Raw genomic sequence first — 22,886 nt, forward strand, 5'->3', positions numbered from 1 at the left:
GGCAGGCACCCAGAGCTCGAACAGGACAGGAGACCGGCACCCGTGCGCTGCGCCGTCCTCGGCGACCCGATCGCCCACTCGCTCTCGCCCACCCTGCACCGTGCCGGCTACGCGGAGGTCGGGCTCGACTGGCGCTACGACGGCGTCCGGGTCGACGCCGGCGGGCTGGCCGACTTCCTGGCCGGCCTGGGGGAGGAGTGGCGTGGACTCTCGCTCACCATGCCCTTCAAGCGCGAGGCAGTGACGCTGGCCCACGAGGTCTCGGAGCGGGCCGCACGGGCGGGGGTGGTGAACACGCTGGTGCTGGCCGACGGCGTCGTGCGCGGTGACAACACCGACCTGCCGGGCGCCGTGGCCGCGGTGCGCGAGCGCTGGGACGGCGAGGTGCGGGCGGCGACCGTGCTGGGCGCCGGTGCCACGGCCGCCTCCACCGGTCTGGCGCTGTGCGACCTCGGAGCCGAGCGGATCCGGCTGCTGGCGCGCTCGCCCGAGCGCGCGGCCGAGACCGTGGCCGCGCTGCGCCGCCACCCCGCGGGTCCCGAGGTGTCGGTGGCTGGGCTCGACGACGGCGAGCCGATCGGCGAGGTGGTGGTGAGCACGGTGCCGGTGGCCGCGCAGGACGCCGCCCTGGTGGACCGCTGCGCGGGCGTGCCCGTGGTCTTCGAGGTGGTCTACGACCCGTGGCCGACGCCGCTGGCGGCCGCGGCCGCCGCGCACGGGCAGGTGCTCGTCGGGGGGCTGGACCTGCTGGCGCACCAGGCGGCGCTGCAGTTCGAGATCTTCACCGGGCTGCCCGCGCCCCTGGCGGTGATGCGGGCCGCCGCCGAGGCGGAGCTGGCGGCGCGCTGGGCCGGACCGGCGCAGGGTGCCGCTGCGGGAGCAGCGGTGTGATCGACGTCGTCGCCGCGGTGGGCTGCGGGGCGGTGGCGGGAGCCGGGTGCCTGGCGGTGCCCCGGCTGATCGCGGCGGTGCCCGAGCCCGCAGAGCCGCCGGCCCGGCAGGAGGGCGACCCGGTCAAGGTCGCCTACCTCGAGATCGCGGCCGCGCCGCTGCTCGGTACCCGGGCCGCCCTCGTGGGCGCGCTGGTCGGCGGTGTTCTGGGCGCACGGCTGGGCTGGTCGTGGCCGCTGCTGCCGCTCCTGGCGATGGTGCCCGTGCTCGTGGCTCTCGCCGTCGTCGACTGGCGCACGCACCTGCTGCCCGTGCGCCTGGTGTGGCCGGCCACGCTGGTCACCGCGGCGCTGGTGACGGCGGCCGCGCTGCTCGACCCGGCGGGCGGCCTCGACGCCCTGGTGCGGGCCGCGCTCGGCTTCGTCGTCGCCTACGGCAGCTTCTACCTGCTGTGGCTGGTGCACCCCCGCGGGCTGGGCTTCGGCGACGTGCGGCTCGCGGGCCTGCTGGGGCTGCTCCTCGGGCTGCTGGGGTGGGGCGAGCTGCTGGTCGGGCTCTACGCCGGCTTCCTGCTGGGCGGCGTCGTCGGTGGTCTGCTGACCCTGCTGAAGGTGCTCGGACGCCGGGCGTTCCCCTTCGGTCCGTTCATGGTCGCGGGCGCCCTGGTGGGGGTCGTGTGGGGCGAACCGCTGCTGCGAGGTCTCGTGCGGGGGTGACCCCCGTCGCGGCGTCGGAGGGGGATGGGAGACTGGCGCCATGCTGCGTTGGCTCACTGCGGGCGAGTCCCACGGTCCGTCCCTGGTCGCGATCCTCGAGGGTCTGCCGGCCGGGGTCGGCCTCACCACCGACGACGTCGCCGACTCCCTGGCGCGGCGCCGGCTCGGCTACGGCCGCGGCGCCCGGATGAAGTTCGAGCAGGACCAGGTGACGCTGGTCGGCGGGGTGCGCCACGGGATCACCCAGGGCGGTCCGGTCGCCGTCGAGGTGGGCAACACCGAGTGGCCCAAGTGGGAGCGGGTCATGTCCGCGGACCCCGTCGACGCCGAGGAGCTGGCCTCGCTGGCGCGCAACGCGCCGCTGACCCGCCCCCGGCCGGGGCACGCCGACTTGGCCGGCATGCAGAAGTACGCCTTCGACGACGCCCGCCCCGTGCTCGAGCGCGCCTCGGCGCGCGAGACCGCCGCGCGCGTGGCGCTGGGCCGGGTGGCCTCCAACTTCCTCGATCAGGCGGCGGGTGCCCGGATCGTCTCGCACGTCATCGAGCTCGGCGGCGTGCGCGCACCCGACGGGCTGTGGCCCGCCGCGGACGACGTCGAGCGTCTCGACGCCGACCCGGTGCGCTGCCTCGACGAGGCCACCTCGCAGGCGATGGTCGAGCGCATCGACCTCGCCCACAAGGAGGGCGACACGCTCGGCGGCGTCGTGGAGGTCGTGGTGCACGGGCTGCCGCCGGGCCTGGGCTCCCACGTGCACTGGGACCGCCGGCTGGACTCCCGGCTGGCCGGGGCGCTGATGGGCATCCAGGCCATCAAGGGCGTCGAGGTGGGCGACGGGTTCGCGCTCGCCGCCACCCCAGGTTCGCTGGCCCACGACGAGATCGTGCCCACCGAGGACGGCATCCGTCGCGTCTCGGGCCGCTCCGGCGGCACCGAGGGTGGCATGACGACGGGCGAGGTGCTGCGCGTGCGTGCGGCGATGAAGCCCATCGCCACCGTGCCGCGTGCGCTGCGCACCGTCGACGTCGCCACCGGTGAGGAGGCCGTGGCGCACCACCAGCGCTCCGACGTGTGCGCGGTCCCGGCCGCCGGCATCGTCGCCGAGGCGATGGTGGCGCTGGTGCTGGCCGACGCCGTGCTGGAGAAGTTCGGCGGTGACTCGGTGGGCGAGACCCGCCGCAACGTGACCAGCTACCTCGAGACGCTCGTCTACCGCTGAGGCGACGTCGATGACCCTCGTGCTGGTCGGGCCCATGGGTGCCGGCAAGACCACCGTGGCCACGCTGCTGGCGCAGGCAGCCGGGCAGCGGGTCCGCGACACCGATGCCGACGTCGAGGCCGCCGCCGGCCGCAGCGTCTCCGACATCTTCGTCGACTCCGGCGAGCAGGCCTTCCGGGCGCTGGAGCGCGAGGCCGTGGCCGCCGCGCTCGCCGAGCACGAGGGTCCGCTCTCGCTCGGCGGCGGCGCCGTGCTCGACCCCGCGACCCGCGAGCTGCTGGCGGGGGAGCAGCACACCGTCGTGTTCCTCCGCGTCGGGCTCTCCGAGGCCGTCAAGCGGGTGGGCCTGGGCGTCGGTCGTCCGCTGCTGCTCGGCAACGTGCGGGCACGCATCAAGGCGCTGCTCGACGAGCGCACCCCCGTGTACGAGTCGGTGGCCGACCTGGTCGTCGACACCGACGGCCGCACACCCGACGAGGTGGCGGCCGAGATCAGGAAGGCACTGCCATGACCGGTCCCGCCGGCCCCGCCGCTCCCACCACCATCCCGGTGCGCGGCGCGCACCCCTACGACGTCGTCGTCGGCCACCACCTCGGCGACCGGCTCGCCGCGATGCTCGGCGAGGGCGTCGAGCGGGTCGCGGTGATCTGCCCCGAGCGGCTCGAGGCGTTCGTGGACGACCTGGTCGACCACCTCGAGGACCGCGAGGTCGTGGTGCTCGCCGTGCCCGACGGCGAGGAGGGCAAGCAGGCGGCCGTCGCCGAGGCCTGCTGGGAGGCGCTCGGCGAGGCCGGGCTGACCCGCTCCGACGCCGTCGTCACCCTCGGCGGGGGCGCCACCACCGATCTCGGCGGCTTCGTGGCCGCCACCTGGCTGCGCGGCGTGAAGGTCGTGCACGTGCCGACCACCCTGCTCGCCATGGTCGACGCCGCCGTGGGCGGCAAGACCGGCATCAACACCGGTGCGGGCAAGAACCTCGTGGGTGCCTTCCACGAGCCCTCCGGCGTGCTCTGCGACCTCTCCCTGCTCGAGACGCTCCCGCGCGAGGAGCTGGTCAGCGGCCTGGCCGAGGTGGTCAAGTGCGGGTTCATCGCCGACCCCGAGATCCTGCGCCTGGTCGAGGAGACCGACCCCGACGCGCTGGTGCCCTCCTCGCCGGTGCTGCGCGAGCTCGTGGAGCGCGCGATCGCCGTCAAGGTCGAGGTGGTCGTCGCCGACCTGCGCGAGACCGGCGGCTCCGGTGACCACCCGGGCCGCGAGGCGCTCAACTACGGGCACACCCTCGGCCACGCCATCGAGCGGTACGAGGAGTACGGCGTGCGCCACGGCGAGGCCGTCGCCGTCGGGTGCGTCTTCGTGGCCGAGCTGGCCGCCCGCGCCGGCACGCTGCCGGCGTCGGTGGTCGAGCGCCACCGCTCGGTCCTCGGTCGCGTCGGCCTGCCCGTCGGCTACGCCGGGGCGCCGTTCGACGACCTGCTCGCGCACATGCGCGTGGACAAGAAGGCCCGCGGCAGCCAGCTTCGCTTCGTCGTCCTCGACGACGTCGCGCGCCCCCGTGTGCTCGCCGGCCCCTCCGAGGAGGACCTGCGCGCGGCCTACGAGGCGCTCGGCGAGCAGTCGTGAGCACGGCCGGCGGCCGGCCGGCCGAGCGGCCGGTCTGGGTGCTGAACGGACCCAACCTCGGTCGGCTCGGTCGCCGTCAGCCCGAGATCTACGGCACCACCACCTTCGCCGAGCTGGCCGAGCTGTGCCGTGGCTGGGGTGAGGCGCTGGGCCTGGCCGTCGTGGTCGAGCAGACCAACCACGAGGGTGTGCTGCTCGACCGTCTCAACCAGGCCGCCGACGAGCAGGTGCCGGTGGTGCTCAACGCCGGCGCCTGGACGCACTACTCCTACGCGCTCTACGACGCCTGCGCGCAGCTGGAGGCGCCGCTGGTGGAGGTGCACCTCTCCGACCCCGCGCAGCGCCCCGAGGTGTTCCGGCACACCTCGGTGATCACCCCCCACGCCGCCCACGTCGTCGCGGGCCTCGGGGTCGAGGGGTACCGCCGCGCGCTGGAGCACCTCGCCGGCTGAGGGCCGCGCCGAGTCGGCCCGCACGGCGGGCTCCGGCTAGACTCGGCGGCTGCTGCCCGGCGGCGGCGCCGATGCGCCCGCCAGGCACCGACTCCCGGACCCCACGGGTCCACCTCCCGACACGAAGGCTGGCGAACGCGCGCGATGGCAACGACCAACGACCTGAAGAACGGCATGGTGCTCAAGCTCGACGGCCAGCTCTGGCAGGTCATCTGGTTCCAGCACCACAAGCCCGGCAAGGGCGGGGCCGTCGTGCGCTCGAAGCTCAAGAGCGTCGAGAGCGGCAAGACCGTCGACCGCACGTTCAACGCCGACGTCAAGGTCGAGGTCGCCAGCGTCGACAAGCGGACGATGCAGTACCTCTACAACGACGGCACCTCCTACGTCTTCATGGACACCGGCACCTACGACCAGCTGGAGATCGCGCCCGAGGTCGTGGGCGACGCGAGCAACTTCCTGCTCGAGAACCAGGAGGCCATCGTGGCCACCAACGAGGGCCGGGTGCTCTACATCGAGATGCCCGCCTCGGTGGAGCTCGTGATCACCTACACCGAGCCCGGCGTCGTCGGCGACAGCGCGACCGGCCGCACCAAGCCCGCCACCGTCGAGACCGGGCACGAGATCCAGGTGCCGCTCTTCATCAACCAGGGCGAGAAGGTCAAGGTCGACACCCGCGACTCCTCCTACCTGGGTCGCGTCAAGTCCTGACCTGATGGGAGCCCGATCCAAGGCGCGCAAGCGCGCCCTCGACCTGCTGTACGCCGCCGACCTGCGCGGCGAGGACGCCACCACCACCCTGGACCGCTCGGTCGAGGAGGGTGCGGCGCCCACCAACCCCTACACCGCGGTGCTCGTGCGCGGCGTCGTCGAGCACCGCGAGGCCATCGACGAGCTGCTCACCGAGCACGCGCAGGGCTGGACGCTGGCGCGGATGCCGGCGGTCGACCGCAACGTGCTGCGGCTCGGTGTCTTCGAGATGCTCTGGCAGGACGACGTGCCCGACGGCGTCGCGGTGACCGAGGCGATGGCGCTGGTGCGCGAGCTCTCCACCGACGACTCGCCGCCGTTCGTCAACGGCGTCCTGGGCGCCATCCAGCGCACCCGGTAGCGGCGCGGTGCGCCGGCTCCGAGGTCCGTGGGCGGCGCTGAGCTGCGTCGTGACGGCCGGCGCCCTGCTGCTGGGCGGGTGCACCGACGCGGCTCCCGACGCCTCGTCGAGCCAGCCGTCGAGCCAGCCGTCGAGCCAGCCGTCGAGCCGGCCCGCACCCGCCCCGGCGGTGCGACCCTGGCCGCGGGTGCCACCCGCCGAGGCCGGGTTCGACGCCGCCACCCTGCGCGGCGTCGCACGCGAGGCGCGGGCCGCCGGGTCCTCGTGCCTCCTGGTCGCGCGCGCAGGCCGGGTGGTCGGTGAGTGGTACTGGCGCGACGGCGCCCCCGAGGCCCCGCGGGAGGTCTTCTCGGTCACCAAGTCGCTGACCGCGCTGCTGGTCGGGCTGGCGGTCGACGACGGCGTGCTCGCCCCCGGCGACCGGGTGGCGCGGTACGTGCCCGCGTGGCGCGGAACGCCGTCGGCCGGCGTGACGGTGCGCGACCTGCTCAGCGGCGTCTCCGGCCGCGCCTGGACCCAGGACGACGACTACGCCGGGCTGCTGCGGGCCACCGACCGCACGGGCTTCGCGCTCGAGCGCGGCCAGGACGCGCCCCCGGGGGAGCGGTGGGTCTACAGCAACGGCGCGGTGCAGGTGCTCGACGCCGTGCTGCGGGCCGCGACCGGTGAGCCCACCGCCGACTACGCGCAGCGCCGGATGCTCGACCCGCTGGGCATGACGGCCAGCCGGATGACCCCCGACGCCAGCGGCCGCTCCACCAACACCGCGTTCGGGCTGCAGTCCACCTGTCGCGACCTGGCGCGCCTGGGCGACCTCGTGGCGGGGAACGGCGAGACCGACGGCGAGCGGTTGCTGTCGCGGGCGTGGGTGCGCGCCGTCGTGGGCCAGCCCTCGCAACCGCTCAACGCCGCCTACGGGCTGCTGTGGTGGCTCAACCGGCGCGGCACGGTGGCGGGCGCCTTCGACCAGCCCGGCACCGGCTCCCCGGTCCCGGAGCCGGGGCAGCTCGCGCCGTCGGCGCCGCAGGAGGCCGTCGCCGCCCTGGGTTTCGGCGGTCAGGTGCTGCTGGTGGATCCGACCTCGAGCACGGTCGTCGTCCGGCTGGGCGACCCGTTCGTCTCGCGACGCGGCGCCGACTACTCCTTCGCCGACGCCGCCCGCGCGCTGGAGGCCCTCGACGCCGGCTAGATCCGCTCGATGAGCGTGCCGGTGGCCATCGCGCCGCCGGCGCACATCGAGACCAGTGCCGTCGAGGAGTCGCGGCGCTCGAGCTCGTGCAGCGCGGTGGTGATCAGGCGGGTGCCGGTGGAGCCCACGGGGTGCCCGAGCGCGATGGCCCCGCCGTTGACGTTGACCCGGTCGAGGTCCACGTGGTGCTGGCCGGCCCAGGAGAGCACGACCGAGGCGAAGGCCTCGTTGACCTCGAACAGGTCGATGTCGCCGATGGTCATCCCGGTGCGGTCGAGCACCTTCTGCGTGGCCTCGATGGGGCCGTCGAGGTGGTAGTAGGGGTCCGAGCCGACCAGGCAGTGCGTCACGATCCGGGCACGGGGCGTGAGGCCCAGGTCGCGGGCACGCGCCTCGTCCATGATCAGCACGGCCGAGGCGCCGTCGGAGATCTGCGAGGAGGTGCCGGCGGTGTGCAGGCCGTCGGGCAGGACGCTCCGCAGCCCGGCGAGCCCCTCGGCGGTCGTCTCGCGCAGGCCCTGGTCGGTGTCGACGACGCGGGTCGCGCCGGTCGGGGCGCCCTCGTCGTCGAGCACCGGGGCCTCGAGCGGCGCGATCTCGCGCTTGAAGCGGCCCTCGTCGACGGCGACGCGCGCCTTGCGCTGCGAGGCCAGGCCGAAGGCCTCCAGGTCGGCACGGGTCAGCCCCCGGTTGCGGGCGATCCGGTCGGCCGCCTCGAACTGGTTGGGCATGTCGATGGTCCAGTCCTCGGGCCGCGGGTCGCCCATGCCCTGCGGCACGTTGGCACCGAGCGGGATGCGCGACATGGACTCCACGCCGCAGGCGATCCCGACCTCGATGGTGCCGGCGGCGACCATGTCGTGCACCAGGTGCGCGGCCTGCTGGCCCGACCCGCACTGGGCGTCGATGGCGGTGGCGCCGGTGTGCTGGGCGAGGCCCGCGTGCAGCCAGGCCCGGCGCACCATGTCGTTGGACTGCTCGCCGGCCTGGGTGACGCACCCGCCCACGACCTGCTCCACCAGTGCGTCGTCCACACCGGCACGGCGCAGCACCTCGCCCTGCACGAACCCCAGCAGCGTGGCGGGGTGCACGCCGGCGAGCCAGCCGCGGCGCTTGCCGAGGGGGGTGCGGACGGCGTCGACGATCACGGGGGTGCCCATGGCAGCAAACTAGAACACGTTCTCATCCATCACAAGAACTGGGCAGGGCGCGGACACGAAAGTCTTTCCCAAGATTCCGAGAGTATGTAGTGTCCGTGCCTAGAACGTGTTCCAGTACTTCGACCTGTCCCAGGAGCCCCCCGTGACGCTGGCCGCCGAGACCCCCGCCGTACCGACCGTGCCGGAGGGCTTCGACCCCACGGACCCCGACGTGATGGTGGAGCGCTTCCCCCACGAGGAGATGCGGGAGCTGCGGCGCACCGCGCCCGTCTCGTTCTGCCCCCAGGGCGAGGCCGCGCTCGGCGGCTTCCCCGACCACGACGGCCTGTGGGTGGTCAGCCGGCACGCCGACGTCGCCGCCGTCTCCAAGAACTCCGCCGCCTTCTCCACCGCTGCCAACGGCGTGATCATCCGGTTCGCGCCCGAGATGACCAAGGAGGAGCGCGAGCAGACCGGCTTCATGATGATCAACCACGACGGCGCCGACCACACCAAGCTGCGCCAGATCGTCAGCCGCGCGTTCACGCCGCGGGCCGTGGCCGCGCTCGAGGCCAACCTCAAGGCACGCGCGGAGCAGATCGTCGCGAACGCCGTCGAGCACGGCACCGGCAACTTCGTCGAGGACGTCGCCGCCGAGCTGCCCCTGCAGGCCATCGCCGAGCTGCTCGGCATCCCGCAGGAGGACCGCGGCAAGGTCTTCGACTGGTCCAACCAGATGATGGCCTACGACGACCCCACCGTCGACGGCGACCAGGCCACCGCGTTCCTCGAGATCCTGGCCTACTCGATGGCGCTCGCCGAGGAGCGCCGGCGCAACCCGCAGGACGACATCGTCACCAAGCTGGTCAGCGCCGACGTCGAGGGGCGCGGGCTCTCCGACGACGAGTTCGGCTTCTTCATGGTGCTGCTCGCCGTCGCCGGCAACGAGACCAGCCGCAACGCCACCACCTGGGGCATGCACGCCTTCCTGCAGAATCCCGACCAGTGGGAGCTGTTCAAGGCCGAGCGCCCCAACACCACCGTCGACGAGCTGATCCGCTGGGCCACCCCCGTCGCCTCCTTCCAGCGCACGGCGCTGGTCGACGTCGAGGTGGGCGGCGTGACCATCCCCGCGGGTGACCGGGTGGGGCTCTTCTACGCCAGCGCCAACTTCGACGAGGACGTCTTCACCGACCCCTTCCGCTTCGACATCACCCGTGACCACAACCCGCACCAGGCCTTCGGCGGCCACGGCGCGCACTACTGCATCGGCGCCAACCTGGCGCGGCTGCAGGTGCGGCTGATCTTCGACGCGCTCGCCGACAGCGGCGTGCGCATCGAGCAGCGCGGGGAGCCCGACCGGCTGCGCTCGGGCTGGCTCAACGGCGTCAAGGACCTGCAGGTGGCCTACCACCGCTGAGCCGTTCGCACCAGCACCTCCCGGCACCTCCCGGCACCTCCCGGCACCTCCCGGCACCGTCTCGGCCCACCCCACGACCGCCCCGACCTCCTCGAAGGAGAACCACGTGACCGCCGCCGACCTGCTGCCCGAGGGCTTCGCCGACTACACCGACCCGTTCCTGCTGGAGCAGGGGATCCCGCACGAGGCCTTCCGGGCCGCGCGGGAGCAGTCACCGGTGCACTGGGTGGAGCAGGCGCCGGGCAGCTTCGACGGGATGGCGCCCGAGTCCGGCTCCGGCTACTTCGCCGTCACCCGGCACGCCGACGTCGCGGCGGTCTCCAAGAACAGCCGGGACTGGTCGGCGGAGGAGAATGGCGCGATCATCCGGTTCACCGAGGGAATGCTGCGCGAGCAGATCGAGCTGCAGCGCACCATCCTGCTCAACCAGGACCCGCCGCACCACACCCAGCACCGCGCGATCGTCTCCCGCGGGTTCACGCCGCGCTCGATCGCGGAGCTGGAGGCCACCATGGAGAGCCGCGCCCGCGGCATCGTCGCCGCTGCGTCGGAGGCGGGGGAGGGCGACTTCGTGGAGCAGGTGGCCGCCGAGCTGCCGCTGCAGGCGATCGCCGACCTGATCGGCGTCCCGCAGGAGGACCGCTTCAAGCTCTTCGACTGGTCCAACCAGATGCTGGCCTCCGACGACCCCGACATCCAGGGCCAGCCCGACGTCGCCGCGGCCGAGATCCTGGCCTACGCCATGGAGATGGCGGCCGACCGCAAGGCGCACCCGCGCGACGACATCGTCACCAAGCTCGTGCACGCCCACAAGGGCGACCGGGGACTGACCGACGACGAGTTCGGCTTCTTCGTGATCCTGCTGGCCGTGGCCGGCAACGAGACCACCCGCAACGCCATCACCCACGGCATGAACGCCTTCTTCGACCACCCCGACCAGTGGGAGCTGTGGTGCGCCGAGCGCCCCGCGACCATGGTCGACGAGGTCGTGCGCTGGGCCAGCCCCATCAGCGTCTTCCAGCGCACCGCGCTCAACGACACCGAGGTGGGCGGGGTGCCCGTGGCCCGCGGCCAGCGGGTGGGGCTCTTCTACGCCAGCGCGAACTTCGACGAGGAGGTCTTCGCGGACCCGTTCCGCTTCGACATCACCCGCGACCCCAACCCCCAGCTCGGCTTCGGAGGTCACGGCGCGCACTACTGCCTCGGTGCCAACCTCGCGCGCCAGGAGATCCGGCTGATCTTCCACGCCCTCGCCGACGCCGCTCCCGGCATCCGCCGCCTCGAGCAGCCGCGCCGCCTGCGGCACTCCTGGGTCAACGGCATCAAGGCCCTGCGGGTGGCCTACGCCTGAGGCGGCCGCGGCGCTGACCCCTGCCGTCAGTCGCGGGCGGTGAAGACGATCGGGTCGCCGTCGGTGATGGCGATGGTGTGCTCGGAGTGGGCGCCGCGGGAGCCGTCCTTGCTCTTGATCGTCCAGCCGTCGGCGTCGATGTAGATCTCGTCGGTGGTGTGCAGGAACCACGGCTCGATGGCGATCACCAGGCCGGGCTTGAGCTTGAGCCCGCGGCCGGGGCGGCCGTCGTTGGCCACGTGGGGGTCGCCGTGCATGGTGCGGCCGACGCCGTGGCCGCCGAACTGCAGGTTGACGCTCAGACCGGCCTCGTGGGCCACCGATCCGATCGCGTGGGAGATGTCGCCCATCCGGTTGCCGGAGCGGGCCTGCTCGATGCCGGCCGCGAGCGCGACCTCGGTGAGCTCGATGAGCCGCAGGTCCTCCTCGCGCGGGGTGCCGACGACCTTGGAGACCGCGGAGTCCGAGACCCAGCCGTCGACGCTGACCGCGAAGTCGAGGCTCACCAGGTCGCCGTCGGCCAGCACGTAGTCGTGCGGCAGGCCGTGCAGCACGGCGTCGTTGACCGAGGTGCACAGCACCTTGCCGAACGGCGAGGCACCGAAGGAGGGGTGGTAGTCGATGTAGCAGGACTCCGCCCCCTGCTCGCGGATCATCCGGTGCGCCAGCTCGTCGAGCTCGAGCAGGTTGACGCCGACGTCGGCCTTCTCGAGGAGAGCGGTCAGCACCGAGGCGACGAAGCGCCCGGCCGGGCGCATCTCCTCGATCTGGGCGGGCGTGCGGAGCTCGATCACGGGCCCCACGGTAGCCGCCGGCGTGCGATCGGCTCACATCCGGCCACCTCTGCCGGGAGCGGATCCGCTCGCGGCGGAAACGCTGGAGGAGCGGCTCTGCGCGGCCCACGCTGGGGCCATGGAGACCGCATGAGCACCAACGACCACACCCTCACCCGCACCGCCGCCGACCGTCTGCTGCACCAGCGCATCCTCGTGCTGGGGCAGGAGGTCGACGACGCCATCGCCACCAGCCTCTGCGCCGAGCTGCTGCTGCTCTCGGCCGAGGACCCGACCCGCGACATCAGCCTCTACATCAACAGCCCCGGCGGCTCGGTCACGGCCGGTCTGGCCGTCTACGACACGATGCAGCTGATCCCCAACGACGTCGCCACCCTGGCGATGGGGCTGGCCGCCAGCATGGGTCAGTTCCTGCTCACCGCCGGGACACCGGGCAAGCGCTTCGCGCTGCCGCACAGCCGGGTGCTGCTGCACCAGGGCTCGGCCGGCATCGGCGGGAGCGCCGTGGACATCGAGATCCAGGCCGAGAACCTCGAGCACATGAAGGACGTGATGATGGGGCTGACCGCGCAGCACACCGGCCAGCCCGTCGAGCGGGTCGAGCGCGACGCGCTGCGCGACCGCTGGTTCACCGCCGAGCAGGCGCGCGAATACGGGTTCGTCGACCACGTGCTGCACACGGTGACCTCGGTGGCGCCCTCGCGGTCGGGCACGGCCTTCGGCATGGCCGAGCCCGCGACGGCGGGCACCACGGGCACGACCCGCGCGGCGGGGGTGCGCGCATGAGCCAGTACACGATCCCCAGCGTGGTGGAGCGCACGGTCCGGGGTGAGCGGGCGGTCGACGTCTACAGCCGGTTGCTCAGCGACCGCATCGTTTACCTGGGCACCGAGGTCGACGACGGGGTCGCCAACGCGGTCATCGCCCAGTTGCTGCACCTGGAGTCCGAGTCGCCCGACCAGCCGATCAGCCTCTACCTCAACTCACCCGGTGGCGCCGTCACCTCGGTGCTGGCGGTGTACGACACGCTGCGCTTCGTGCGCAGCGAGATCGTGACGACCTGCGTGGGGCAGGTGGGGTCGACGGCCGCCCTGCTGCTCGCGGCCGGCGAGCCCGGCCGCCGCTCGCTGCTGCCCCACGCGCGCGTGGTGCTCGACCAACCCGCCGGCGGCGGCCGCGGCACGCTGCCCGACCTGGCACTGCAGGCCAAGGAGATCGTCCGCCTGCGCGCCGAGGTGGAGTCACTGCTGAGTCACCACACCGGCGTCGACGTCGAGCAGCTGCGCCACGACACCGACCGCGACCTGGTGCTCACCGCCCCGGCCGCCGTCGCCTACGGCATGGCCGACGAGGTGCTGGGCAGCCGCAAGAAGTCAGCCGCCTGAGCGCCGCCGAGCCCCACTCAGACCGCGAGCGCGACCGGTCCCGCGGGGGCGCCGAGCCGCTCGGTGACCCGGGTGGTGAGCTCGACGAGTCGCAGGCCCAGCGCACCGTGCACGGCGCCGAGCACCTCGGAGCTGGGCTCCTTGAGTCCGCGCTCGACCTCGGAGAGGTACTGCACCGAGACGCCCGCCTGCCCGGCGACGTCGGCCAGCGTGCGCTGCTGGCGGCTGCGCTCCTCGCGCAGCTCACGACCCACCACCTCGCGCCACAGCGGCTCCGGCTCGCGGCGTCGGAAGGGCACGACGTTCTCGGCGGTCATGTCCCGACGCTACGACAGGCACGGCCACCCGGGACCGACGTTCGCCACGGGCGTAGCCAGCGAGGTGGACGGGCGAGATCTCGCCCGTCGGCGGCCTGACGGCCGGTCGGACGCGGAACCGCCCCGGAGGGTCGGGTGCCCGAGGACGTCGGGGGTTGCGTCGTCAGGCACCCGACCCCACCGAGGCGGGCTCCGGCGTGTCCGTGCGGCTAGGAGCCGGGCTTGTCGGCACCCACGATCCACATGGCGAAGAACTGCGAGCCGCCGCCGTAGGCGTGGCCGAGCGCGGTGCGGGCGCCGTCGACCTGGTGCTCGCCCGCGGCGCCGCGCACCTGCAGCGCGGCCTCGCCGAAGCGGAGCATGCCGGAGGCGCCGATCGGGTTGGAGGAGAGCACGCCGCCCGAGCAGTTGACCGGCATCCGGCCGTCCATCGCCGTCGCGCCGGACTCGGTGAGCTTCCACCCCTCGCCCTCACCGGCGAAGCCCAGCGACTCCAGCCACATCGGCTCGAACCACGAGAACGGCACGTAGATCTCGGCGACGTCGATGTCGTCGATGGGCGAGGTGATGCCCGCCTGCTTGTACAGGGCGGCCGCGGCGTCGCGGGAGGCCTGCGGGTTGACCTGGTCGCGCTCGGCCGCGGTGGTGGCCTCCGAGCGCATCACGGTGCCGTGGATCCAGGCGGGATTGGGGGATCGGGCGGCGACGTCCTCGGCCGCGATCACCAGGGCGCACGCGCCGTCGGAGGACGGGCAGGTCTCGTCGTAGCGGATGGGGTCCCACAGCATCTGGGAGGCCAGCACCGACTCGACGGTGGTGTCGGGGTTCTTCAGGTGCGCGTAGGGGTTCTTCAGCGCGTTCTGCCGGTCCTTGGCGGCCACGATCGCGCCGACCTCGGTGGGTGCGCCCGAGCGGCGGATGTAGGAGCGCACGTGCGGCGCGAAGTAGCCGCCGGCGCCTGCGTGCACCGGCATGTTGAACGGCACCGGCACCGAGAGCGCCCACATGGCGTTGGACTCCGACTGCTTCTCGTAGGCGACCGTGAGCACCGTGCGGTGCACCCCGGCCTGGACGAGCGAGGAGGCCACGATCGCCGTCGACCCGCCCACCGAGCCCGCGGTGTGCACGCGCAGCAGCGGCTTGCCCGCGGCACCCAGCGACTCGGCCAGGAACAGCTCGGGCATCATCACGCCCTCGAACAGGTCCGGAGCCTTGCCGACGACGATCGCGTCGACGTCGTCGAGGGTCATCCCGGCGTCCTCGAGCGCGCGGTCGATGGCCTCGCGGCACAGGCCCGCCATCGAGACGTCCTCGCGCTTGGCGCGGTGGTGGGTCTGGCCCACGCCGATGACGGCGGCCGGCTGCTTGCCCATCAGGCACGTCCTTCCATGACGCAGAGCAGGTTCTGCATGAGCGCGGGGCCCGAGGTCGCGTGCGCGACGGCCTTGCCGGCGTCGCCGTCCCAGATCCGGCGGGCGGCCTCGCCCACCCGGATGCCGCCGGCGGAGAACATCGGGTTGCTCACCAGCGCGCCGCCCGAGGGATTGACCGCGACGTCGTCGGCCAGCGCGAGCTCACGGCGCAGCACGAGCTCCTGGTGGCTGAACGGGGCGTGCAGCTCGGCCACCTCGACGCCGTCGAGGTCGAGCGCCTGCGCGGCCCGCTGCGCGGACGGCGCCCGGGTGAGGTCACGGGTGCCCATGCTCATGGGGTCCACGTAGTGCGAGAGCCCGCTGATCCACGCAGGACGCTCGCGCACGTCGCGGGCCCGGTCGCCGGCGGCCAGCACGAGCGCGGCAGCCCCGTCGGTGACGGGTGCGCAGTCGTGCTTGCGCAGCGGGTCCGCGTACATCGGGCGCGCCAGCAGGTCCTCGACCGAGGAGCCGCCGCTGCGGACGGCGTACTCGTTCTTCTCGGCGTCGGTGAGCGACCGCTGCGCCACCTCGGCCATCGCGCGCTCGTCCCACAGCCCGGCGTCGATGCCGGCGCGTGCCTGCAGCCCCGCCAGGGAGACGGTGTCGGGCCACAGCGGCGTCATCGTGTACGGCTCGAGCTGCATCGCCAGCGTGCGGCGCAGCACGCCGGCCGAGCTCTTGCCGAAGGCGTAGACCAGGGCGGTGTCGACCTCGCCGGTCTGGATCTTGACCCAGGCCTCGTACATGGCCCACGCCAGGTCCATCTCCACGTGCGACTCGTTGACGGGCGGGATGACGCCGATCGCGTCGACCGCCTGCACGAACGAGAAGGAGCGCCCGGCCAGGTAGTCCGAGGACCCGGAGCACCAGAAGCCCACGTCCTGGCGGGTCCAGCCGGTCTGCTCGTAGCACTCGGCGAAGAGCGGCACGAGCAGCTCGACGCAGGTGGGCGACCCGTCGAACTCGGCCATCTGGCGCTGGGCGAAGCCGACGACGGCGACGTCTCTCATGGAATCGGGTCCCGTTCTCTACAGGTGCTGCTTGTAGGTGTCGTAGTCCGCGTCCGGCTCGCCGGTCGGCGCGAAGTGGCTGATGTTCTCGATCGTGGTGCCCCACTCCTCGCGGGGCTTCCAGACCGCCTTGACCCGCATGCCCATGTGCACCTCGTCGGCGTGCACGTCGAGGATCAGGTGCAGGATCGCGATGTCGGCGCCGTCGAGCAGCACGTACGCCGAGACGTAGGGCGGGGTGATCCGCTGACCCAGGAACGGCACGTTGACTATGCAGAACGTGGTGATCGTGCCGGTCTCGGAGAGCTCGACCTCGTCGGTGGTCGGGGTGCCGTCGGAGGGGCAGGCGCTGCGCGGTGGCACGTAGACCTTGCCGCAGGCGGGGCAGCGCTGGCCGAGGATCCGCCCCTGCTCCAGGCCGCGGTAGAACGCCGACTCCTCGGGGCTGGCGGCGTAGACGTAGTCGAGTGAGACCGGGGTGACGACGCCGGTGACGGGGTCGGCGTTCGTGGGGGACTCGGGGGACCGGGTGGCCGAGGGCGACGCGGAGTCCTCTGCCGGCTCGAAGCACAGGATGTCGGTGATGGCCCCCTGCCGCTCCTCGGCCCAGCGCGCCTGGACGCGCATGCCGGTGCTGACCTGGTCGGGCGAGCCGGCGTCCAGGGCGTGCAGCAGCGGCGCGTCGGCGCCGTCGAGCAGCACGAGCGCGAAGGCGAACGGGCGGTCGAGCGGCTGGCCCTTGACCGGCTCCGGGACCCAGGTCCACGAGGTGACCGTGCCGACGTCGGCGACCTCGACGAAGTCCTCGACGGCGCGGTGGGTCACCGGGTCGAACTCGGGCGGCGGCACGACCACGCGCCCCTCCGAGGTGCGTCCGCCCACCACGACGCCGTCGCGCAGGCCGGTGAGGAAGCGACCCAGCACGGGCCCGGTGGAGCGGGTGTAGTCGAAGGCGACGGTGACCGGCGCCGAGAGCGTGCGGGGCATGAGGCGAAACTAGAACACGTTCTATGTTCTGGGCAACCTTTCTGCCACAGTGTCGCCATGAAACTGGGACTGCAGCTGGGGTACTGGGGCGCGCAGCCCCCGCAGGGGACGGGTGAGCTGGTCGCCGCCGCCGAGGAGTCGGGCTTCGACGCCGTCTTCGCCGCCGAGGCCTGGGGCTCGGACGCCTTCACCCCGCTGGCCTGGTGGGGCCGCGAGACCTCACGGGTGCGCCTGGGCACCTCGATCGTGCAGATGTCGGGGCGCACCCCCGCCTCGATCGCCATGCACACCCTGACCCTGGACCACCTGTCGGGCGGGCGGGTGGTCCTGGGCATGGGGGTGAGCGGGCCCCAGGTGGTGGAGGGCTGGTACGGCCAGCCGTTCAGCAAGCCCCTGGCCCGCACCCGCGAGGTGGTCTCGATCGTGCGCCAGGTGCTGGCCCGCGAGGCGCCGGTGACCAACGACGGGCCGCACCACCCGCTGCCCTACCGGGGCGAGGGCGCCACCGGCCTCGGCAAGCCGCTCAAGCCGATCGTCCACCCGCTGCGCGCCGACGTGCCGATCTGGCTCGGTGCCGAGGGACCCAAGAACGTGGCCCAGACCGCCGAGATCGCCGACGGCTGGATCCCGATCTTCTACACGCCCAGGTCGGCCGCCATGTACCAGCCGTGGCTCGACGAGGGCTTCGCCCGCGAGGGCGCCCGCCGCACTCGCGCCGACTTCGAGATCGCCGCCACCTGCCACCTGCAGGTCGTCCGCGACGCCGCCGAGAAGGCCCAGGTGCTCGACGCGATGCGCCCCTTCGTCTCGCTCTACATGGGCGGCATGGGCGCCAAGGAGGCCAACTTCCACAACCAGGTGTTCGTGCGCATGGGCTACGAGGACCTCGCCCGCGAGGTGCAGGAGCTCTACCTCGGCGGCGAGAAGGACAAGGCCACGGCCCTGATCCCCGACGAGCTGGTCGACGACATGCACATCATCGGCACCGCTGGCGAGGTGCGCGAGCGGGTCGCACAGTGGGAGGAGACCGGCGTGACCACCCTGATGCTCAGCTGCCGCTCGCCCGAGGAGGTCCGCGCCGTCGCCGAGCTGCTCGCCTGACCGCCGACGCGGCGCCTCCCGGTGGCCGTTGGTCAGGAGGCGTCGAGGCGGCGGAGCTCGTCGTCGGTCAGCTGCAGGTCGGCGGCGAGGGCCGAGTCGCGGATGGAGCCCGGGCGCTTGGCGCCGGGGATCGGGATGACGCAGGGGGACTGGGCGAGCTCCCAGGCGAGCGCCAGCTGCTGGGGCGAGACGCCGCGCTCGGTGGCGATCTCGGCGAAGGCGGGGTGGTTCTCGCCCAGCGCCTTGGCGTCCGACAGGCCGCCGAGGGGGCTCCACGGCAGGAATGCCAGGCCCAGCTCGGCGCAGACCTCGATCTCGGGCGCGCTGGAGCGGAAGGCGGGGGAGAACTGGTTCTGCACGCTCACCAGCGCGCTGCCCAGCACCTCGTGGGCCTGACGGATCTGCGCGGGGTCGGCGTTGGAGAGTCCGACCATGCGGACCTTGCCGGAGTCGTGCACCTCCTTGAGCGTGCCGAGCACCTCCTCGTAGGGCACGGCCGGGTCGGGCCGGTGGTGCTGCCACAGGTCGATGGCGTCGACGCCGAGCCGCTCGCGGCTGGCGTCCACCGCGGCGAGCAGGTGCTCGCGGGAGGAGTCGAGTCCCCAACCGCCGTCGTCGGTGCGCACGTGACCGGCCTTGGTGGCCAGCAGCACCTCGTCGCGCAGGCCCGCCTCGTCGAGCAGCGAGGCGATGAGCCGCTCGTTCGCGCCGTTGGCCTCGGTGCCACGGTCACCGAAGCCGTAGGCGTCGGCGGTGTCGAAGAGGGTGACGCCCGCGTCCACGGCCGAGCGCACGGTGCCGAGCAGCTGCTCGCGCGGGTGCTGGCCGTCCTGGTCGAAGGTCATCAGGCCGAGGCCGATGGCGCCCACCGCGACGTGGCCGACGGTGTCGTTGCCGATGCTGCGTGTCTGCATGCCTCTGTTCTACCCGCCGCGGACAACGGACCCGCAGACCGGGCAGCAGGTCAACGCTGCACGAAGGGTGCCAGCGCCTCGAGTCCCTGGGTGGGCACCGTGATCGGCACGCCCCGCCCGACGGCCTCGAGCGTCCACGGGTCGCCGGCGTCGCCCCGCGTGAGCGCCGCCATGACGACGCCGGTCTCGCGCGGGCCCTGGGTGAGGGTGAAGTGGGCGAGCTCGGTGCCGTCCTCGGTGCTGAGGTGGCAGGCGGCGTTGGTGACCCACTCCAGGGCCTGGCCGCGGTAGCTGCTGACCAGGAACAGGATGGTGTCGACCGGCCCGTGCACGGCGCCGAGGTCGACGGCGATCGTCTCGTCGTCGCCCGCGCCGCTGCCGCTGCGGTTGTCGCCGAGGTGCTCGACCGAGCCGTCGCGGGTGCGCAGGTTGTTGTAGAAGGCCAGGTCGAACAACCGACCGCCGGCGAACTGCAGGGCGGTGGCGTCGAGGTCGACGTCGGCCGTGGCGCCGATGACGCCGCCGCCGCGCTCCTTGTCCCACGAGAGACCCATGCGCACGCGGGTGAGGGCGTGGCCGGCCTCGTCGGCCACGGCGAGGCGCTGCTCGGCGATCATCTGCACCATGCCCCGAACCTACCGGGCGACCGGACAGGCCCTGGCACGAAACTGGAACACGTTCTAGTCTCTGCCGCATGACCGATCACTTGCGCCACCTGCGCACGGGCACCCACAACGGCGACCTCATGGTGGCCGCCCTGCGACGCCACCGGGACCGTCCGGTCATGCACCTGGGCGAGACCACGCTCACGGGCGGGCAGGTCGCCGAGCAGATGAGCCGCTACGTGCAGGCCTTCGAGTCGGTGGGCTGCGGCACCGGCTCGGCCGGGGCGCTGCTGGCGCTCAACCGGCCCGAGGTGCTCTACATCCTGGGCGCCGGTCAGACACAGGGCTACCGCCGGACCTCGCTGCACCCCCTGGGGTCGGCCGACGACCACGCCTACGTGATCACCGACGCCGAGATCACCTTCCTGGTGATCGACCCCTACTTCACCGAGCGTGCGCTCGAGCTGCTCGAGAAGTGCCCGGGCCTGACGACGGTGCTCACCATCGGCCCCGTGCCCGAGCCGCTCGCTGCCTCGCGCGCGACCACGCACGACCTGGTGGAGGTGGCCGCCGGCTTCGAGCCGCAGCGGCTGACGGCGGCGCTGCTGCCGCCCGACCACGTCGTCTCGATCACCTACACCGGCGGCACGACCGGCAAGCCCAAGGGCGTCGTCGGCCTGGCCCAGACGATGGCCACGATGACGCAGGTGCAGCTGGCCGAGTGGGAGTGGCCGGAGAACCCGCGCTTCCTGATGTGCACGCCGCTCTCGCACGCGGGCGCGGCGTTCTTCGTGCCGACGGTGATCCAGGGCGGCTCGCTGCACGTGCTGGCGCGCTTCGACCCCGCCGAGGTGCTGCGCGTGATCGAGGAGCAGCGGATCACCGCCACCATGCTGGTGCCCTCGATGCTCTACGCGCTCATGGACCACCCCGACAGCCGCACCCGCGACCTCTCCTCGCTCGAGACCGTCTACTACGGCGCCTCGGCCATCAACCCGGTCCGGCTCCGGGAGGCGATCGACCGCTTCGGCCCGATCTTCGCCCAGTACTACGGGCAGTCCGAGGCGCCGATGGTGATCACCTACCTCGCCAAGGCCGACCACGTCACCGACGACGACCGCCGTCTGGCCTCGTGCGGGCGCCCGTCGGCCTTCCTGCGCACCGCGCTCCTGGGTGAGGACGGCGAGCCGGTGGCCCCGGGTGAGCCGGGGGAGATCTGTGTCGCCGGGCCGCTGCTCGCCGGTGGCTACTGGAACCTGCCGGAGGCCACGGCCGAGACGTTCCGGGACGGCTGGATGCACACCGGCGACGTCGCTCGCGAGGACGAGGACGGCTTCTGGTACATCGTCGACCGGACCAAGGACATGATCGTCACCGGCGGCTTCAACGTCTTCCCGCGCGAGGTCGAGGACGTCGTCGCCGAGCACCCGGCGGTGGCGCAGGTGGGCGTCATCGGCACGCCCGACGAGCGCTGGGGCGAGGCCGTGACGGCGATCGTGGTGCTGCGCGAGGGACACGAGCTCACCGACGACGTCGTCGCCGAGATCCAGGGCATGGTCAAGGAGCGCAAGGGATCGGTGCAGGCCCCCAAGCAGGTGATCGCGACGGACGCGTTGCCGCTCACCGGTCTGGGCAAGCCGGACAAGAAGGCGTTGCGCGCCCGCTACTGGACGGGCGAGCGCGCCGTCGGCTGATCCCGGGCTCGGGGGTCACTCCGGTCGCAGGCGACGCCACAGTGCGGCGGGCGTGGCGTCGAGCAGGGCATCCATCAGGCGCAGCCGCGCGTCGATCTCGGTCGTGCTCCAGGTGCCCCGCCCGATCATGAGCATGGAGTCGCGCTCGAAGCGCCACGCCACGTGGCTGTTGCGCAGCATGAGCGCGGCCGCCTCGGGCGAGAGCAGCTCCGCGGCGAACTGGGGATCGGAGGTCACGATGGTGAACTCGCGGTCGAGGTCCGGATGACCCACCTGCACGTCGCGCTTGCTGACGGCGTTGACCAGGTGCCCCAGCACCCCGGTGGGGGAGATCGACAGGTCGGGCACGACGGCGTCGAGGTGCATCGCGATCACGGAGTAGGTGTGGGAGCTGCTGCCGCGACCGCCGCTGCCGCCGCTGCTGCTGCGCACGCGGAAGTGGTAGTCGAAGGCCACCACCCGTCGGCCGTCGTGCGTGCCGTGGACGACGTTGGTGGCTCGCCGGGCGTAGCCGCGTCCGAACGGGCTGCCGTGGAACCGGTCGACCAGCGAGGGGTCGCGCGCCTCGAAGGTGAGCTCGCGCTCGGCCGCGAACGTCGTCATGGCGCGCGTGCGTCGCTCCGCCAGCACGCGGTTGACGATCGTCATGACGACGAGCACGCCGATGATGACCAGGATCAGGCTGGGCGTGGACAGCTGCACCCGCTCACCCTAGGAGCACGGAGGGGTCAGCGACCGGTGAACTGCGGCGCGCGCTTCTCGGCGAACGCGCGCGGCCCCTCCTTGGCGTCGTCGCTGGCGAAGACGGTGCGCCCGACCGCGGCGTCGTCGGCCCAGGCGTCGTCCTCGTGCTTGCCCTCGGAGTCGCGGATGGTGCGCAGGATGGCCTGGACGGCGACCGGCCCGTTGGCGGCGACCATGTCGGCCAGCTCGCGGGCCTTGGTGAGTGCCTGGCCGTCGGGGACGACGTGACCGATCAGGCCGAGCTCCTTGGCCTCGGGGGCAGGCACCTGACGGCCGGTGAGCAGCAGCTCGGCGGCCACGGTGTAGGGGATCTGGCGGGGGAGTCGCACGGCCGAGCCGCCCATCGGGTAGAGCGACCAGCGCGCCTCGGAGATGCCGAAGCGGGCGGACTCGCCGGCAACCCGGATGTCGGTGCCCTGCAGGATCTCGGTGCCGCCGGCGATGGCCGGCCCCTCGACGGCGGCGACGAGCGGCTTGGTGAGCCGGAAGCCCTTGAGCAGGCCCTTGATCCGCGAGGGGTCGTACTCGCCGGACTCGAAGCTCTCGCTCGGGGCCTTGCGCGACATCGACTTCAGGTCGGCGCCGGCGCAGAAGTAGCCGCCCGCCCCGGTGAGGATGCAGACGCGGATCTCCGGATCCTCGTTCACCCTGTCCCAGGCGCCCTCCATGATCTCGAGCATCTCGCCGGAGAGGGCGTTGCGGGCCCGCGGGCGGTTCATGGTCACCACCAGCACGTGCCCCTCCTGCTCGACCAGGCAGTGCGGCGATCCGTCGTCGTTGGCCATGGGCGGCAACCTAGCGAAAAACGAGAA

General features: G+C 72.9%; 25 protein-coding genes. 15 read left to right on the top strand and 10 right to left on the bottom strand.

All coding sequences use genetic code 11. The features are described 5' to 3' along the window. Window positions 1–42 precede the first annotated feature (42 nt). The 9 genes from ABD948_RS15525 to ABD948_RS15565 all read left to right on the top strand — a co-directional run bounded on the left by ABD948_RS15525 (window position 43) and on the right by ABD948_RS15565 (window position 7,198). Window positions 43–891 carry a shikimate dehydrogenase gene (locus ABD948_RS15525; RefSeq protein WP_345267426.1) on the top strand — a complete coding sequence of 283 codons (849 nt, stop codon included), beginning with the start codon at window positions 43–45 and terminating at the stop codon, window positions 889–891. Continuing rightward, on the top strand, window positions 888–1,607 hold the full coding sequence (locus tag ABD948_RS15530) for a prepilin peptidase (RefSeq protein WP_345267428.1): 720 nt from the start codon (window positions 888–890) through the stop codon (window positions 1,605–1,607). Before ABD948_RS15525 ends, ABD948_RS15530 begins: the two co-directional genes overlap by 4 nt. Before the next feature lie 40 nt (window positions 1,608–1,647). Continuing rightward, window positions 1,648–2,826, top strand: a complete 1,179-nt coding sequence (gene aroC / locus ABD948_RS15535) for a chorismate synthase (RefSeq protein WP_345267431.1) — start codon at window positions 1,648–1,650, stop codon at window positions 2,824–2,826. A gap of 10 nt (window positions 2,827–2,836) precedes the next feature. Next, window positions 2,837–3,337, top strand: coding sequence for a shikimate kinase (locus ABD948_RS15540; protein ID WP_345267433.1), 501 nt, complete (start codon window positions 2,837–2,839; stop codon window positions 3,335–3,337). Then, window positions 3,334–4,449, top strand: coding sequence for a 3-dehydroquinate synthase (gene aroB, locus ABD948_RS15545; protein WP_345267435.1), 1,116 nt, complete (start codon window positions 3,334–3,336; stop codon window positions 4,447–4,449). Before ABD948_RS15540 ends, aroB begins: the two co-directional genes overlap by 4 nt. Beyond that, window positions 4,446–4,901 carry a type II 3-dehydroquinate dehydratase gene (locus tag ABD948_RS15550; RefSeq protein ID WP_345267437.1) on the top strand — a complete coding sequence of 152 codons (456 nt, stop codon included), beginning with the start codon at window positions 4,446–4,448 and terminating at the stop codon, window positions 4,899–4,901. Before aroB ends, ABD948_RS15550 begins: the two co-directional genes overlap by 4 nt. A gap of 144 nt (window positions 4,902–5,045) precedes the next feature. Continuing rightward, window positions 5,046–5,609 carry an elongation factor P gene (efp, locus tag ABD948_RS15555; protein WP_345267439.1) on the top strand — a complete coding sequence of 188 codons (564 nt, stop codon included), beginning with the start codon at window positions 5,046–5,048 and terminating at the stop codon, window positions 5,607–5,609. Between the two features lie 4 nt (window positions 5,610–5,613). Beyond that, window positions 5,614–6,009 (top strand): transcription antitermination factor NusB, encoded by a 396-nt coding sequence (nusB, locus tag ABD948_RS15560; protein ID WP_345267441.1) that lies wholly within the window; start codon window positions 5,614–5,616, stop codon window positions 6,007–6,009. A 49-nt stretch (window positions 6,010–6,058) separates the two neighbouring features. After that, the gene (locus tag ABD948_RS15565) at window positions 6,059–7,198 is read left to right on the top strand and encodes a serine hydrolase domain-containing protein (RefSeq protein WP_345267443.1); all 1,140 of its coding nucleotides are present in this window, start codon (window positions 6,059–6,061) and stop codon (window positions 7,196–7,198) included. Here the strand turns inward: ABD948_RS15565 and ABD948_RS15570 are convergent. Then, on the bottom strand, window positions 7,195–8,358 hold the full coding sequence (locus ABD948_RS15570; RefSeq protein WP_345267444.1) for a steroid 3-ketoacyl-CoA thiolase: 1,164 nt from the start codon (window positions 8,356–8,358) through the stop codon (window positions 7,195–7,197). The genes ABD948_RS15565 and ABD948_RS15570 overlap by 4 nt on opposite strands. A gap of 106 nt (window positions 8,359–8,464) precedes the next feature. Between ABD948_RS15570 and ABD948_RS15575 the strand changes: the two genes are divergently transcribed. Together ABD948_RS15575 and ABD948_RS15580 are read left to right on the top strand one after the other, a co-directional pair. Next, the gene (locus ABD948_RS15575) at window positions 8,465–9,757 is read left to right on the top strand and encodes a cytochrome P450 (protein ID WP_345267446.1); all 1,293 of its coding nucleotides are present in this window, start codon (window positions 8,465–8,467) and stop codon (window positions 9,755–9,757) included. A 106-nt stretch (window positions 9,758–9,863) separates the two neighbouring features. Then, window positions 9,864–11,108 (top strand): cytochrome P450, encoded by a 1,245-nt coding sequence (locus ABD948_RS15580; RefSeq protein ID WP_345267448.1) that lies wholly within the window; start codon window positions 9,864–9,866, stop codon window positions 11,106–11,108. Between the two features lie 26 nt (window positions 11,109–11,134). On the opposite strand, the gene map is transcribed toward ABD948_RS15580, so the two are convergent. Continuing rightward, on the bottom strand, window positions 11,135–11,902 hold the full coding sequence (gene map, locus ABD948_RS15585; protein ID WP_345267450.1) for a type I methionyl aminopeptidase: 768 nt from the start codon (window positions 11,900–11,902) through the stop codon (window positions 11,135–11,137). A gap of 129 nt (window positions 11,903–12,031) precedes the next feature. Between map and ABD948_RS15590 the strand changes: the two genes are divergently transcribed. Together ABD948_RS15590 and ABD948_RS15595 are read left to right on the top strand one after the other, a co-directional pair. Next, a complete protein-coding gene (locus tag ABD948_RS15590; RefSeq protein ID WP_345267452.1) occupies window positions 12,032–12,688 on the top strand; it encodes an ATP-dependent Clp protease proteolytic subunit in 657 nt (218 codons plus the stop codon). Next, window positions 12,685–13,287 (top strand): ClpP family protease, encoded by a 603-nt coding sequence (locus tag ABD948_RS15595; RefSeq protein WP_345267454.1) that lies wholly within the window; start codon window positions 12,685–12,687, stop codon window positions 13,285–13,287. The genes ABD948_RS15590 and ABD948_RS15595 overlap by 4 nt, the downstream gene beginning before the upstream one ends. Before the next feature lie 17 nt (window positions 13,288–13,304). On the opposite strand, the gene ABD948_RS15600 is transcribed toward ABD948_RS15595, so the two are convergent. The 4 genes from ABD948_RS15600 to ABD948_RS15615 all read right to left on the bottom strand — a co-directional run bounded on the left by ABD948_RS15600 (window position 13,305) and on the right by ABD948_RS15615 (window position 17,016). Next, window positions 13,305–13,604: a helix-turn-helix domain-containing protein gene (locus ABD948_RS15600; protein WP_345267456.1), complete on the bottom strand. Its 300-nt coding sequence runs from the start codon at window positions 13,602–13,604 to the stop codon at window positions 13,305–13,307. A 209-nt stretch (window positions 13,605–13,813) separates the two neighbouring features. Then, entirely contained in the window at window positions 13,814–14,977 is a 1,164-nt protein-coding gene (locus tag ABD948_RS15605; protein ID WP_345267457.1) for a thiolase domain-containing protein, read from the bottom strand. After that, complete coding sequence (locus ABD948_RS15610) at window positions 14,977–16,029, bottom strand: thiolase domain-containing protein (RefSeq protein WP_345267458.1); 1,053 nt, start codon at window positions 16,027–16,029, stop codon at window positions 14,977–14,979. The genes ABD948_RS15605 and ABD948_RS15610 overlap by 1 nt, the downstream gene beginning before the upstream one ends. An 18-nt stretch (window positions 16,030–16,047) precedes the next feature. Then, on the bottom strand, window positions 16,048–17,016 hold the full coding sequence (locus tag ABD948_RS15615) for a Zn-ribbon domain-containing OB-fold protein (RefSeq protein WP_345267459.1): 969 nt from the start codon (window positions 17,014–17,016) through the stop codon (window positions 16,048–16,050). Window positions 17,017–17,073: 57 nt separating this feature from the next. On the opposite strand from ABD948_RS15615, the gene ABD948_RS15620 reads away from it, so the two are divergent. Continuing rightward, on the top strand, window positions 17,074–18,117 hold the full coding sequence (locus ABD948_RS15620; RefSeq protein WP_345267461.1) for an LLM class F420-dependent oxidoreductase: 1,044 nt from the start codon (window positions 17,074–17,076) through the stop codon (window positions 18,115–18,117). A gap of 32 nt (window positions 18,118–18,149) precedes the next feature. Here ABD948_RS15620 and ABD948_RS15625 read toward each other — a convergent pair whose 3' ends face one another. Continuing rightward, complete coding sequence (locus ABD948_RS15625; protein WP_345267463.1) at window positions 18,150–19,031, bottom strand: aldo/keto reductase; 882 nt, start codon at window positions 19,029–19,031, stop codon at window positions 18,150–18,152. Between the two features lie 50 nt (window positions 19,032–19,081). Then, the gene (locus ABD948_RS15630; RefSeq protein WP_345267465.1) at window positions 19,082–19,657 is read right to left on the bottom strand and encodes a TerD family protein; all 576 of its coding nucleotides are present in this window, start codon (window positions 19,655–19,657) and stop codon (window positions 19,082–19,084) included. A 68-nt stretch (window positions 19,658–19,725) separates the two neighbouring features. Here ABD948_RS15630 and fadD8 point away from each other — a divergent pair, with 68 nt between their 5' ends. Beyond that, the gene (gene fadD8 / locus ABD948_RS15635; RefSeq protein ID WP_345267467.1) at window positions 19,726–21,330 is read left to right on the top strand and encodes a fatty-acid--CoA ligase FadD8; all 1,605 of its coding nucleotides are present in this window, start codon (window positions 19,726–19,728) and stop codon (window positions 21,328–21,330) included. Between the two features lie 15 nt (window positions 21,331–21,345). On the opposite strand, the gene ABD948_RS15640 is transcribed toward fadD8, so the two are convergent. Further along, entirely contained in the window at window positions 21,346–22,032 is a 687-nt protein-coding gene (locus tag ABD948_RS15640; RefSeq protein ID WP_345267469.1) for a type III secretion system chaperone family protein, read from the bottom strand. A 26-nt stretch (window positions 22,033–22,058) separates the two neighbouring features. Further along, window positions 22,059–22,859, bottom strand: coding sequence for a crotonase/enoyl-CoA hydratase family protein (locus ABD948_RS15645; protein WP_345267471.1), 801 nt, complete (start codon window positions 22,857–22,859; stop codon window positions 22,059–22,061). Window positions 22,860–22,886: the final 27 nt, after the last annotated feature.

Source organism: Nocardioides nanhaiensis (assembly GCF_039542785.1).
GTDB lineage: Bacteria > Actinomycetota > Actinomycetes > Propionibacteriales > Nocardioidaceae > Nocardioides > Nocardioides nanhaiensis.

Bases quoted from the DNA above. Each gene is read 5' to 3' on its own strand.
- nusB (WP_345267441.1), top strand. From the start codon at position 5,614: ATGGGAGCCCGATCCAAGGCGCGCAAGCGCGCCCTCGACCTGCTGTAC.
- aroC (WP_345267431.1), top strand. From the start codon at position 1,648: ATGCTGCGTTGGCTCACTGCGGGCGAGTCCCACGGTCCGTCCCTGGTC.
- ABD948_RS15570 (WP_345267444.1), bottom strand. From the start codon at position 8,358: ATGGGCACCCCCGTGATCGTCGACGCCGTCCGCACCCCCCTCGGCAAG.
- efp (WP_345267439.1), top strand. From the start codon at position 5,046: ATGGCAACGACCAACGACCTGAAGAACGGCATGGTGCTCAAGCTCGAC.
- ABD948_RS15595 (WP_345267454.1), top strand. From the start codon at position 12,685: ATGAGCCAGTACACGATCCCCAGCGTGGTGGAGCGCACGGTCCGGGGT.
- ABD948_RS15645 (WP_345267471.1), bottom strand. From the start codon at position 22,859: ATGGCCAACGACGACGGATCGCCGCACTGCCTGGTCGAGCAGGAGGGG.
- ABD948_RS15590 (WP_345267452.1), top strand. From the start codon at position 12,032: ATGAGCACCAACGACCACACCCTCACCCGCACCGCCGCCGACCGTCTG.
- ABD948_RS15630 (WP_345267465.1), bottom strand. From the start codon at position 19,657: ATGGTGCAGATGATCGCCGAGCAGCGCCTCGCCGTGGCCGACGAGGCC.
- aroB (WP_345267435.1), top strand. From the start codon at position 3,334: ATGACCGGTCCCGCCGGCCCCGCCGCTCCCACCACCATCCCGGTGCGC.
- ABD948_RS15605 (WP_345267457.1), bottom strand. From the start codon at position 14,977: ATGGGCAAGCAGCCGGCCGCCGTCATCGGCGTGGGCCAGACCCACCAC.
- fadD8 (WP_345267467.1), top strand. From the start codon at position 19,726: ATGACCGATCACTTGCGCCACCTGCGCACGGGCACCCACAACGGCGAC.
- ABD948_RS15620 (WP_345267461.1), top strand. From the start codon at position 17,074: ATGAAACTGGGACTGCAGCTGGGGTACTGGGGCGCGCAGCCCCCGCAG.
- ABD948_RS15610 (WP_345267458.1), bottom strand. From the start codon at position 16,029: ATGAGAGACGTCGCCGTCGTCGGCTTCGCCCAGCGCCAGATGGCCGAG.
- ABD948_RS15615 (WP_345267459.1), bottom strand. From the start codon at position 17,016: ATGCCCCGCACGCTCTCGGCGCCGGTCACCGTCGCCTTCGACTACACC.
- ABD948_RS15540 (WP_345267433.1), top strand. From the start codon at position 2,837: ATGACCCTCGTGCTGGTCGGGCCCATGGGTGCCGGCAAGACCACCGTG.
- ABD948_RS15600 (WP_345267456.1), bottom strand. From the start codon at position 13,604: ATGACCGCCGAGAACGTCGTGCCCTTCCGACGCCGCGAGCCGGAGCCG.
- ABD948_RS15625 (WP_345267463.1), bottom strand. From the start codon at position 19,031: ATGCAGACACGCAGCATCGGCAACGACACCGTCGGCCACGTCGCGGTG.